This window comes from Lysinibacillus sp. FSL M8-0355 (assembly GCF_038008985.1).
In the GTDB taxonomy this organism is placed as follows: domain Bacteria; phylum Bacillota; class Bacilli; order Bacillales_A; family Planococcaceae; genus Lysinibacillus; species Lysinibacillus fusiformis_D.
In genome coordinates, this window is the sequence record NZ_JBBPAI010000001.1 from 769,571 (window position 1) to 782,500 (window position 12,930).

Genomic DNA, 12,930 nt, shown 5'->3' on the forward strand with positions numbered 1-12,930 from the left:
CAGAACAAAAATAACATAATACAAAGCTTTCGATGAGTTTGTACTACGCAAGAGTGTAGTCGTTTGATACAATAAATTCATAGTATTCAAGATAGAAATGGCGGGTGTTCGTATGGTTAGTGAGATTTTAATAGAAATTGTAACAGCGATTGGCCGCTTTTTACTCAACCCATTACTGTATATAGTCATAATATTTGCTATTTTTTTAGGATATCGTCGTGTAAAACAGGAGCGTAAATATTTTAATAGACGTATTATTTGGGGCTGGACAGAGTTAATCGGTCAATGGAAAGATGGATGGCTTTATGCACTGCTCATTTCTCTTATCAGTATTGTCGCAGGGCTTACTGTACCAAAAGAATTTTTAATCATTTTAATAGTAATTTCTATAGTAGCGCTAGTCCTGTACCTTATTAATGCACTATCGCCCATTGTGACAATGGGTATTGCAACACTTGTGATATGGGCCATGTCCTATTACAATTGGACATTTACTTGGTGGATATTTTCCTTGGAGGGGAGCAATTTAGAGGATGGCGCAATTGTGACGATTACCATTTTGGCAGGCCTTTGTGTTATCGCAGAGGGGCTATTAATCCGTCGTGCTGCCATGAAGGTATCAACGCCTTCCATAGAGAAAACAAAGCGGGGTATGCAGGCTATTGTCTATCGCACAAAAAATGTATGGGTATTACCTATTTTCTTTGTTATGCCTGGTGATGCTATATCGGCTGTATTGCCATATTGGCCACTGTTTACGATAGGTGATAGTAGCTTTGCACTTGTTTTATTCCCTCTTATCATTGGCTTTGCTAAGCTATCAAGAAAGGAATTACCAGTCATAAAATTACCTAAAATAGGGCGATCTGTCTTATTGCTTGGAGAGCTTATTTTAATAGGTGGCTTAGCTGCTTATTTTGAGCCGATGATCGGTTTCATCGTACTTGGTGTTGGGGCAATTATACGTATCATCATCTCTATCTACTTTGCACAGCAGGATAAAACAGATCATTATGCCGTTGCACCAAGTACAAAGGGTGCTATTATCGCAGCTGTTCTTCCTGATTCGCCAGCAGAAAAAATGGGCTTGCTTGCAGGGGAATGTATTCGTAAAGTAAATGGAAAATCTATTTTTACAGAGAATGAGCTATACGAGGCATTGCAATTAAATGCAGCACACTGTCGTCTAGAAGTGTTGGACCGCAACAATGAAATTCGTTTAACACAGCATGTGATTTACAGCAATGATCATTACCGTATTGGTTTATTACTAGCTGAGCCGAGGGAAATATAATGGATGTTTTTGGAAAAATGATATTAGCGCTATTTATACCAGCGATCCTTGTCTTATTGTTTACAAGAATTACCTATAATCGCTATGTTGCGCTGTTATTAGCGATTGCACTTATCGCAGCTTCTGTTTATGCAGGCTATACATCTTCGCCTATTATTTATGTGATGGATGCATTTTCATTAACCGTAGGCTTTTGGTTAGCTAGTAAAATGAAGAAATAAAAAGGTCAGTCCTCTCAATAAAATGTACCCTATAAGATAGACACTTTCCAAAAGGTCATCTTATAGGGTATTTTTATTTATAATGAAGAAAAAAACGAGCGGTGGTAAATAGTATGACTAAAAATTTTTTTTCGGAACAACAACAGGCACAATTAAAATTAAATCCATACGTCAAATCAGTAAGCGCGAAAGCCATTACTTATACAGATGAATTTAAAGAATTTTTTATTGATGAATACGATAAAGGAAAATATCCAAGTGAAATTTTCCTTGAGGCGGGTTTTGACATTGAAGCCCTTGGTCCAGCGCGTATTCGGAGAGCTTCGAATCGTTGGCGCACAGCTTATAAAGAGCATGGGCTAACAGGTTTAGAAGATGCTAGAAAACATGCTTCAGGTCGCCCTTTAGAACGCGTATTAAGTATAGAAGAAAAATACGCCCGCTTAGAAGCGAAGATGAAATTGTTAGAAGCAGAAAACGAATTTTTAAAAAAGCTAGATCAACTCGAAAGGCAGCTGATAAGGAAGAAATCAAAATAAGTACTACACAAAAATTTGAGTTAATCCATCAAATTATTGAAAAATATCAATTAAAACGAATGGTACGATATCTTTGTGAAATGGCACATGTTTCACGCTCAGGCTACTATCGCTATTTTAGAGTAGAAGCTGTCTTAACTCGTCAAAAACAGAATGAAGAAGATGAAGTGGTGAAAGAAGTCATTTTAAAGGCCTTTCATTTCCGAGGACGAAAGAAAGGCGCACGTCAAATAAAAATGACACTAGAAAACCAATATGAAATTACGTACAACCTTAAGCGTATCCGTCGCATTATGAAAAAGTTTAATATTATCTGTCCCATTCGAAAAGCGAATCCAGCGCGTCGTATGGCAAAAGCAACGAAGGAACATCGTATATGCCCTAACAATTTACACCGCAACTTCAAGCAAGGTGTGGCAGGAAAAGTATTACTAACCGACATCACATATTTAATATATGGAGGCGGTAAACGTGCTTATTTATCAACGATAAAAGACGCCGAAACAAATGAAATTTTAGCTTATGAAGTATCTTCTACATTGAGTATAGAAATTGCGCTCAATACCTTACATAAATTGAAGAAACATCGCCATTTAAGGGAAGATGCCTTTATCCATTCGGATCAAGGTTTCCATTATACGAATCCAAAATTTCGAGCCTTAGTGAAGAAAATTGGCTTAGGACAGTCCATGTCACGTCGAGGAAACTGTTGGGATAATGCGCCACAAGAATCATTCTTTGGGCATTTTAAAGATGAAACAACTATTAGAGCATGTGAAACGTTAGAAGAAGTAAAGAAAGAAATTAAGAGTTATATGATTTACTACAATCATTATCGAGGGCAATGGAATTTAAAAAAGCTGCCGCCTGTAAAATACAGACAGCAGCTTCAAGAAGTTGCCTAACCTTTTTCAAAATGTCCTTTACAAAGGGTACACTTTACAAAGGGGATTGACCTTTTTACATGAAAAATCGAACAGCTGCCATAATGATTACGCCTGCAATGACAGTAATCGATAAACTTTTTGTGATAAGTGCAATAATAAGAGTTGGCACAAATGTAACAAAGACGGGCCAATCAAGAGTCACTACTTTCCCACTTTCAGTATCGAATAAGTTTTCAATTACAAGAGCACTTAAGATACAAACAGGTATAAAGCTGAGCCACTTGAGTGCAACATCAGGGAGTGTTACACTACGTACAAAAATAAATGGAATGACACGCGGCAGCCATGTAACAAGTGCACAGCCAATAATAAGCCAGACCATATAAGAAGTTGTTGTCATTTATCTGTCACCACCCCAATTGTTGCGACAATGACTGTTGCTAGAAGCACAGCTACATGTGAAGGCACTAGATAAGAAAGGCCATACATAATAACTGTCATATAGCCGATTAACTTGATATAATGCATGATTTTGCTTTTGCCAACACTGCTCAATTGCAGTACTAACAATGCAACAAACATGGCAATTAAAGCAAAATCTAGGCCCCATTTTTCGGGATTTGCTACCCATTGTCCTAAAAAGGCACCTGCAACACAGGAGAGAATCCAAAAAATGTAGGCTGTGATGTTAAGCCCATCCATCCATTTGCCGTATAATTTGCCTGTTTGCATTTGCTTTGTTACTGCGACACCAAAGGTTTCATCCGTTAATAATGTACCGAAACCAACATTTCTAAGCATAGAGTAGCGCGTAAAATGAGGTGCTAATGTTAAACTCATTAATAAATGGCGTAGATTAACTACAAAAATGGTTACAATGATAGCAGAGGCAGGGCTGCTTGTTAAAAGAAGTGCACAAAAAATAAATTGTGCAGATCCTGCATAAATAAGTATCGTTAACAGGGCAATTTCAAGGACAGATAATCCAGAAGCGGAACCTACAACACCGAATGCAAGTCCTATACTAATATAACCGAGTAAAGTAGGTACGCAATCTTTGACGCCCTGTAGAAAGCTGTCGTTGGAAGGGCTTATGGAATCATCATGATGAAGCTCTGTTGTACTTGTCATAAATAGGCCATCCTTTCTTAATCATTTCCATGTATACTATTGATGGAATTGTTTGATAGTTCTTGATGTTTATTAAAGTATACATATGTCTGATAAAATAAACAATAGAAATTGGTGATTAAAATGGAACAAATGAGTCGAAATTTAGCATTTCAATTAAAGAAAATTAGACAGCAGCGTCATCTAAGTCTAGATGACGTAGCTAAAGCGACAGGTGTTAGTAAAGCACAACTTGCACAAATTGAAAAGGGTGAGGCTAATCCGACTGTTTCAACAATTTGGAAAATCGCAGCTGGTATGCGCATATCATTCTCTTCATTATTACAGCCACCAACCGCTCATTACATGCGTTATAGCAGTAAGGATGTGCCGCATGTGGATGAAGATGAGGGACGCTATCGTGTCTACTCCATTATTCCGTATAATCCTGAGCGAGGCTGGGAATTTTATAAGGTTGAAATGGAGCCAGGGGCAATTAGTAAGAGTGAAGCTCATACAGAAGGGGTAGAGGAAACTGTAATGGTCATCAAAGGACAAGCAGTTATTTCTGCTGGGGATATGCATGAATTACTGGATGAAGGGGATACACTAGTATTCTCAGGGCATCAGCCCCATGAATATCGCAATACTTCGGAAGGGCTAACAATTTTTCATTTAATTTTACAGTATAAATAGAGGTGTCGATGTTGAGTGAATGGTTTACTGTAGAAAATATTGAACAGGTTGCGGCACAATATCGAACATTTGGCCCAATCATTGGTTTACTGCTACCATTTTTAGAAGCGTTTTTACCTTTTCTGCCATTAGTCGTATTTGTTGTAGCGAATGCAAGTGCATTTGGCTTATGGTTAGGGTTCTTATTATCATGGTTAGGCTCTGTAGCGGGCTCCTATGCTGTCTTCTTGCTTGTTCGCCATTTTGGCAAGCATCCAAGGCTACGATTTTTAACAGGTAGTAAAAAGGTTCAGAAACTTATTAAATGGGTGGATATGAATGGCATCAGCCCTCTTTTTGTCCTCCTTTGTTTCCCTTTTACACCATCTGTTATTGTCAATATTGTTGCTGGGTTATCCCATATTCATAAAAAGTTTTACTTAGTCGTTTTATTGGCTGGGAAGTTCGTGATGATTTTAGGCATGAGTGTGTTGGGCTATGACTTAAAATCGTTATTGACAAGCCCCATCAGATTGGTCATTGCTGCTGTAGCCGTCGTAATTTTATGGTGGGTCGGCAAGCTGATAGAGAAGCGCTTGAACGCTCGTGTGGAAAGAGATTTGAAGCAAGCGCGAAAATTGACGAAAAATCAGGATCATCATGCTCGCTAACCAATTGTTTGTAGCCTCTTTAATTTTTAAAGAGGCTGTTTTTTTGTGTCATTATCTTCTCACATGAAGGTTGATAGATAGTATTTACTAGTTTTTTTCGATAGAATTTAAGATAGACGATTAAAGTTGCTGTAACATAGGTACGTTAACTAACTAGCAAAGGAAATGCTCAAAAAGCGTATCAAATCATCAAAAGATTCACCCAAAATGGGCAAGTCAATGAGGAGGGGGAAAGAATATGTCATTGCGTATTGTTTCAGGACGTTCAGGAACAGGAAAATCCGCATTTATTCATCAGGAGATCATTGAACAGCTTAAAACGGAGCCATTGGGACATCCGATTTTCATAATTGTCCCCGACCAGATGTCTTATTCTACAGAATATGAGTTGACGAATAAGCATGGTTTACAAGGCTTGATCCGTGCACAAGTGATGACGTTTAAGCGCTTAGCGTGGCTGGTTTTACAGGAAACTGGCGGGATTGCTCGCAAAGAAGTGAATGGCTATGGCTATCGAATGCTCATTCGTAAACTTTTAGAGGAACAAAAAAGTGAGTTTTCCTTATTTCGACAAGCAGCAGGAAAACGTGGCTTTACGGAGGAGATTGAAACACTTTTAAAAGAATTTAGCCGCTATAGCGTCAATAGCTCAGTCTTAGCAGAGGTAACGGAATCATTAAAGGCAATTGATGCTCCAAATACCTTACAGGCTAAAGCAAATGATTTACATGTAGTGTTACAGGCCTTAGAGGAACGACTAGGCACGACATATGTCGACAGTGAGGGCTATTATCCAATTTTAACAGAGCAATTGAAGTATGCTGATACGATGAAGCAAGCAACCATTTATATTGATGGATTTACCGCCTTCACTGTACGGGAGTTAGAATTAGTACGTGAGTTGTTAAAAGTAACTAAACAAGTAACCATTGTTCTTCCGTTTGATCATTCAGATGAAGCGTTTGATGAACAGGCACTATTCCATGAGGCGGCTTTAACAAATCAACGGTTGCATGACATCGCCAATGAAGAGGGCATCGATGTTGATGCACCATTACATTTTTACAATACTAAAAGGTTCCATTCTGAAGATTTGCAGCATGTGGAGGCTAAATTTACTGATTTGGTGCCCAAAACGAAAAAATCTTCTGGAGATGTGATGGTACTTGAAGCGTCTAATCGTCGAGCCGAAGTACATGCGATTGCCCGGGAAATAACAAAGCTGACAAGAGAAGACGGTTATCGTTATCAGGATATAGTTCTTTTATATAGACAAGCAGAGCTATATGATCCACTTATTACAAGTATTTTCCAACAATATGAAATTCCTATTTTTACAAATACAAAAAAGACGATGTTACATCATCCACTAATCGAGCTAAGTCGTTCTGCACTAGAGGTCATGACGTCTACTTGGAAGTACGAACCTGTTTTTCGTAGTGTGAAAACAGATTTATTTTTCCCATTACATGCTGAGCTAACCATCTGGCGTGAGCGAGCAGATCGATTAGAAAACTATTGCTTGGCACAAGGCATCTATGGAGAACGGTGGTTTGAGGAGGCACGTTGGTTTTATAAAAAGTATCGTGGATTAGAATTCCATTCGCGTGTTCAAACAGATGAGGAACGTGCTATGCAGGCGGAAATCGAGGCTATTCGAGATGAAATTCGTCTACCGTTAAAGAATTTACAAGATAAGCTTGATAGTGCGAAAACGGGTAGAGATATTGCGACTGCATTATTTGAGCTAGTGGAGTCATTACAGGTTTATGATAAGCTTCAAGCAATGAAAGATCGTGAGCTAGAGCGAGGTGACGCATTAGCAGCGAGTGAACATGAGCAAGCTTGGAACGAATGGATTGGTGTTCTTGACCAATTCGTCTATATGTTTGGGGAGCAAGAAATGACTTTGGAGGAAGCAGCTAAAATTCTTGATGAAGGGTTTGATACGCTAGAATTTTCTCGCATTCCGCCGACCTTAGATGAGGTCATGGTCGCTACTGTTGATTTAGCCAGATTGTCTAATATCAAAGTTACTTTTGTAGTGGGTATGAATGATGGTGTTTATCCAACTCGAATGGAATATGAGGGTTTATTGTCAGATACAGAGCGAGAATGGTTTAGCCAAATTGGCTACGAGCTTGCACCAACCTCCACCAATCGTTTATTACAGGAAAATTACTTATTCTACCGTGCTATTACAACACCATCTGACAAGCTGTATATGACATATCCTACGGCAGATGAAGAGGGCAAGGCACTGCTATCCTCTCTTTATATCAAGAAAATGATTGGCAATGATAAAACAGCTGGTTTATTAAGTGAAGTTGTCATTGAGCGAGTGGTGATGGATCCCATTGAATTACTTAACGGAGATGTTTTACCCTATTTACGCCACCCTCGTACGGCTTTAGCGCATCTGATGGTGCAGTTACGTCAAGCTGAGCATAGCCGTGAACTAGCACCAGAATGGCTAGCATTACAAAAATTTTATAAACAAGATCCGTATTGGGCACTCATTTTTGAGCGTGTCCTCTATCCGATTACCCATAAAAATGAAGCTGAGCCACTTGAAACATATATTACACAGGAATTATATGGTCAGAAGTTAACATCAAGTGTGTCACGAATCGAGAAATACTTTAGATGTCCATTTTCTCATTTCACTACGTATGGTCTACGTTTAGAAGAACGTGCTGAATACCGACTTGAAACCTTTGCGATGGGTGATTTATTCCACGAGGCATTAAAGTGGATTACAGAAGAAACACATCGCCAGCAGTTATCATGGATTCGTTTAACAACACAGCAAATTAAACAATTAGCACGACAAGCAGTAGAGCAAATTGTGCCTGTCTTTTCACATCAAATTTTATTGTCGAGTGCTCGTTATCGCTATATTCAGCGTAAGCTTATTCGCATTGTTGAGCGCACAATGACTGCACTGACACAGCATGCTAATGTATCCCACTTCAAGCCTATTGCTATTGAGGCGTCGTTTGGTCCAGGGCAGCATGAACAGCTACCACCGCTTGAAATTGATTTGACTAGCGGCAAGAAAATGTTTATGCGAGGACGTATTGATAGAGTGGATAGTGCAACAATCGATGATCGTTCTTATTTGCGGGTTGTCGACTATAAATCATCAGCTCGAGATCTGGACTTAAATGAGGTTTATTATGGATTGTCCTTACAAGTCCTTACGTATTTAGATGTAGCAATGGAAAATAGCTCTTATTGGCTACCTGGTCAAACTGAACCAGCTGGGGTACTGTATGTCCATGTCCATAATCCAATGTTAAAGCTAGATAAGGATTTAACAGATAGTGAAATAGAGGAAGATCGATTAAAGCAATATAAAATGAAGGGTCTACTGTCAGAAAATGCTGAGGCGATTTTATCGATGGACGAGCAATTAGAAGAAAGTAGTGGGTACTCAAAAATTATTCCTGTATATATGAAAAAGGATGGGACACCGTCTGAATCACAATCACGCATTGTTCCTGTCAATGATATGAAAAAGTTACAACATTTCGTTCGACGTAAACATCAGGAAGCAGGGAATGGCATTTTATCTGGTGATACAGCCATTAGCCCCTATAAATTAAAAGCCAAAACAGCATGTGATTACTGTCAATTCGCCGCGGTTTGTCAATTTGATCCTTCAGATGGTAAACAAAGCTATCGTCAGTTGGCGCAAGCGAAGCCGAATGACATTGTTGATAAAATTCGGAAGGAGATGGAGTAGCATGGCACAAACAATTCCTATTAAGCCAGCAGATGTCACGTGGACAGATGATCAATGGAAGGCGATTTATGCTAGTGGTCAAGACACACTTGTTTCAGCCGCGGCAGGGTCTGGGAAAACAGCAGTACTGATTAATCGGATGATTGAAAAAGTCATTGCTACCGAGAATCCTATCAATGTGGATGAACTATTGGTAGTGACCTTTACGAATGCTTCAGCCGCTGAAATGCGACATCGTATGTCAGAGGCATTAGAAAAAGCAATCGCAGAAAATCCAACATCTAATCACTTAAGACGCCAGCTTAGCCTTGTCAATAAAGCGCAAATTTCCACGTTGCACTCGTTCTGTTTAGCCATTGTGAAGCAATATGCATACTTGCTTGATATAGATCCAGGCTTTCGTATCGCCAATGAAGCAGAAATCGCTTTATTAAGAGATGATGTATTAACGGATGTTCTAGAAGATGCCTATGATGCTGAGGATGAGGCTCAAGTACAGGCTATTTATCGCCTTGTTGATAGCTTTACTTCGGATCGTGATGATCAAGCAATCGAAACACTGATTAGTAAACTATATGATACGTCACGTGTACATGCAGAGCCTCAAAAATGGCTATGGAGTCTTCCTCAAGTATACGAGTTAGCAGAGGATGTAACGATTGATGATCTAGAGCTTTCTCAATATGTTAAATTGACCGTTCGCCATAGTTTGGAAGAAGCCTTCGTGTTAATTTCAGAAATGCGGGCGATTACATTACAGCCAGACGGACCGGCTCCTTATGCTGAAACGGCAGAAGTTGATTTTGCCATGATTCAAGAAGGGATTCGAATTAGCCAAAACGGTACATGGCAGGAGCTATTTGATTTTTTTGCGATGGTCAAATGGTCTACGTTAAAACGAGTATCCAAAGATGCATTAGTAGATGTAGAGTTACAGGAGCTTGCAAAGAAAAAAAGAGAAGCAGCTAAAAAAATAATGAATAAAATCAAAGAAACGTATTTTGTTCGTACACCTGCACGCCTACTTGAAGAAATACGATTAATGGCGCCAATAATTGCCACATTAGTAGACCTGACCGCTACTTTTAGTGAACAGTTCCGCCTAGCTAAGCTAGAACGGGGAATCATTGATTTTTCAGATTTAGAGCATTATGCGCTACAAATTTTGACAGTAGAAATAGATGGTGAACTTCAGCCTTCGCCAGTTGCATTAGATATGAAAAAACGTTTTAAAGAAGTACTTGTGGATGAATATCAGGATACGAATATGCTACAGGAAACCATTTTGCAGCTTGTCAAAACAGGGGAAGAGAGGGATGGCAACCTGTTTATGGTTGGAGACGTAAAGCAAAGTATTTATCGCTTCCGATTAGCTGAACCGAAGCTCTTTATGCGAAAATATAGTGATTTTTTGGAGATGCCTGATGTAACGGGAATGAGAATTGATTTAAATGCTAATTTCCGTAGTCGCAAAGAAGTGTTGAATGCTACAAACTATGTATTTGCACAAATTATGGGAGAGCGTGTTGGTGAGATTCTTTATGATGACAATGCATCATTAAAGCCAGCAGCACCTTATGATGAAAAAGAAATACCTGTTGAGCTTGTAGTGATGCATCCGCCACAGGATGAGGAAGCAACAGAAGAGCTTGAGGAAATGGGCAATGAAGCTACTACAGAGCTAGAAGAATTGAAAAAATCACAATATGAGGCGCGCTTTATCATTGATCGTATACGACTGATGATGGAAGATGGGACAACTGTTTATGATACGAAAACGAAGTCTGAGCGACCATTAAAGTATAGTGATATTGTGATTTTAATGCGCTCCATGACATGGTCGACAGATTTAGTGGAGGAATTTAAGCTGGCAGGGATTCCACTCTATGCTGAGTCATCTAAAGGCTATTTTGATGCGCTCGAAGTGATGATTATGTTAAATGTCTTGAAGGTAGTCGATAATCCCTATCAGGATATTCCACTAGCTTCTGTACTGCGTGCACCGTTTGTTGGTTTAACGGAAAATGAGTTGGCAAAAATTCGTTTAGCCGATCAGAAGGTACCGTTCTATGATGCTTTACGTCAATTTATTCGTAGCGAAGGGCATGGCGTGCAATCAACTACATTTGAAAAGCTTCAACGCTTTATGCTGGCCTTCGAAAACTGGCGAGATTTAGCACGTCGTGGATCATTATCCGATTTAATTTGGAGGATTTATTTAGATACGCATTATTATGAAATGGTTGGTGCAATGCCAAATGGTAAGCAGCGTCAGGCGAATTTACGCATCTTACATGACCGTGCATTAATGTATGAAAAAACGGCCTTTCGTGGACTATTCCGCTTTCTCCGCTTTATTGATCGAATGCGTACGCGTGGGGATGATTTAGGTACTGCAAAATCAATTGGCGAAAAGGACGATGTTGTGCGTCTTGTGACGATTCACTCCTCAAAGGGATTAGAGTATCCAGTAGTCTTTGTTGCAGGAATGGGACGCCCGTTTAACAAAATGGATTTTCATCAACCTTATTTATTCGACCAAGATTTTGGACTCGCTGTCAAGGCTATTGACCCAGAAAATCGCATCACATATACATCTTTACCGTTTTTAGCGTTAAAAGAAAAAAAAGAGCTGGAAATGCGTGCAGAAGAAATGCGTGTTTTATATGTTGCCATGACTCGTGCGAAGGAACGCCTAATTTTAGTGGGCTCTGTGAAGAATTGGGAGAAAACACGTGACAACTGGCAGGATGCACAAAGTTTACCGATAGATGCGCCGCTACAGGAATATTTGCGAGCAAGAGCTAATAGCTATTTGGATTGGGTAGGACCAGCGGTGGCAAGGCATGCAGACTTTACTACAGTTGCTACCACTTCTTATAAGGCGTTAGAAGATCATTCACGCTGGTCGGTACAAGCGATCAACACAAGCCATTATTCATATGAAATACATGCGATGGATGAAGAAGTACAACAATGGCTCACGATGCCAGAGGACGAGGCATTACTAGATGAAATTACGTCACGCTTTCAAGCGCAGTACGCCTACCAAAGGTCTACAAAAAAACGTTCTAAAACGTCTGTTAGTGAGATTAAGCGCTTAGAAAACTTACAGCGCCAGGCGGAACCTGAATTTTACTTTGCCACACCTGCCAAGCAAAAAGCTACTTCCATTGCACCTCGACCAGCCTTTTTACAGGAACAACAGCTAACAGGTGCTGAAATTGGAACAGCTGTGCATACAGTGATGCAGCATGTCCCACAGTATGGCTTTGTTGAAATCCAAGATGTGAAGGATTTTGTAGAGGATTTAGTGGCGAGACAATTGTTAACTGAGGCAGAGGGAAAAATGGTTCCACTAGCGAAGATTTATCATTTTTTTGAGACAGAAATAGGGCAGCGGTTCAAAAAGGCAAAGCAAATACGGAGGGAAATGCCCTTTACCATTAGTAGAGTTGATGAAGATGGCGATGCTCAAATTGTACAAGGGATCATTGACTGCTTATTTGAAGATGAATATGGCGATTGGGTCTTGCTAGATTATAAAACAGACCGTATCCTGCCGCATTTTGCACAGGAGCCTGCCCTGACAAAGGAAATACGAAATCGTTATGCTGTACAGCTTCGTGTTTATAGTGAGGCCATTGAATCAATTTTACACATCAATGTGAGCGATAAAGTATTATATTTATTCGATAATGAACAGGCCGTACAGGCATAAAGAACTTGTTATGGCAAAGCAGGGCAAGCCTTTTTTGCCTTGCTTGCACCATAGCATTTAGTCA

Annotated in this window: 10 protein-coding genes; 8 read left to right on the forward strand and 2 right to left on the reverse strand. The window is 39.6% G+C overall.

What is annotated here, in order from left to right; genetic code table 11:
• Positions 1–112: 112 nt before the first annotated feature.
• The 4 genes from MKY46_RS03595 (at position 113) to MKY46_RS03610 (ending at position 2,959) form a co-directional block, all read left to right on the forward strand.
• Positions 113–1,294, forward strand: a complete 1,182-nt coding sequence (locus tag MKY46_RS03595) for a PDZ domain-containing protein (protein WP_036120958.1) — start codon at positions 113–115, stop codon at positions 1,292–1,294.
• A complete protein-coding gene (locus MKY46_RS03600; protein ID WP_036120955.1) occupies positions 1,294–1,515 on the forward strand; it encodes a DUF2198 family protein in 222 nt (73 codons plus the stop codon). Before MKY46_RS03595 ends, MKY46_RS03600 begins: the two co-directional genes overlap by 1 nt.
• Before the next feature lie 113 nt (positions 1,516–1,628).
• Positions 1,629–2,054 (forward strand): IS3 family transposase, encoded by a 426-nt coding sequence (locus tag MKY46_RS03605; RefSeq protein WP_036126546.1) that lies wholly within the window; start codon positions 1,629–1,631, stop codon positions 2,052–2,054.
• Positions 1,997–2,959, forward strand: a complete 963-nt coding sequence (locus MKY46_RS03610; protein ID WP_230593935.1) for an IS3 family transposase — start codon at positions 1,997–1,999, stop codon at positions 2,957–2,959. The genes MKY46_RS03605 and MKY46_RS03610 overlap by 58 nt, the downstream gene beginning before the upstream one ends.
• Before the next feature lie 55 nt (positions 2,960–3,014).
• On the opposite strand, the gene MKY46_RS03615 is transcribed toward MKY46_RS03610, so the two are convergent.
• Positions 3,015–3,341 (reverse strand): AzlD domain-containing protein, encoded by a 327-nt coding sequence (locus tag MKY46_RS03615; RefSeq protein WP_036120943.1) that lies wholly within the window; start codon positions 3,339–3,341, stop codon positions 3,015–3,017.
• The gene (locus tag MKY46_RS03620; RefSeq protein WP_051891627.1) at positions 3,338–4,072 is read right to left on the reverse strand and encodes an AzlC family ABC transporter permease; all 735 of its coding nucleotides are present in this window, start codon (positions 4,070–4,072) and stop codon (positions 3,338–3,340) included. Before MKY46_RS03620 ends, MKY46_RS03615 begins: the two co-directional genes overlap by 4 nt.
• A 123-nt stretch (positions 4,073–4,195) precedes the next feature.
• On the opposite strand from MKY46_RS03620, the gene MKY46_RS03625 reads away from it, so the two are divergent.
• From MKY46_RS03625 to addA, 4 genes are all read left to right on the forward strand, one after another.
• The gene (locus MKY46_RS03625; protein ID WP_036120940.1) at positions 4,196–4,747 is read left to right on the forward strand and encodes a helix-turn-helix domain-containing protein; all 552 of its coding nucleotides are present in this window, start codon (positions 4,196–4,198) and stop codon (positions 4,745–4,747) included.
• Between the two features lie 11 nt (positions 4,748–4,758).
• Positions 4,759–5,397, forward strand: a complete 639-nt coding sequence (locus MKY46_RS03630) for a TVP38/TMEM64 family protein (protein WP_340833785.1) — start codon at positions 4,759–4,761, stop codon at positions 5,395–5,397.
• A 238-nt stretch (positions 5,398–5,635) separates the two neighbouring features.
• Complete coding sequence (gene addB / locus MKY46_RS03635) at positions 5,636–9,145, forward strand: helicase-exonuclease AddAB subunit AddB (RefSeq protein WP_036120932.1); 3,510 nt, start codon at positions 5,636–5,638, stop codon at positions 9,143–9,145.
• A gap of 1 nt (position 9,146) precedes the next feature.
• Complete coding sequence (gene addA, locus MKY46_RS03640) at positions 9,147–12,866, forward strand: helicase-exonuclease AddAB subunit AddA (protein WP_036120929.1); 3,720 nt, start codon at positions 9,147–9,149, stop codon at positions 12,864–12,866.
• Positions 12,867–12,930: the final 64 nt, after the last annotated feature.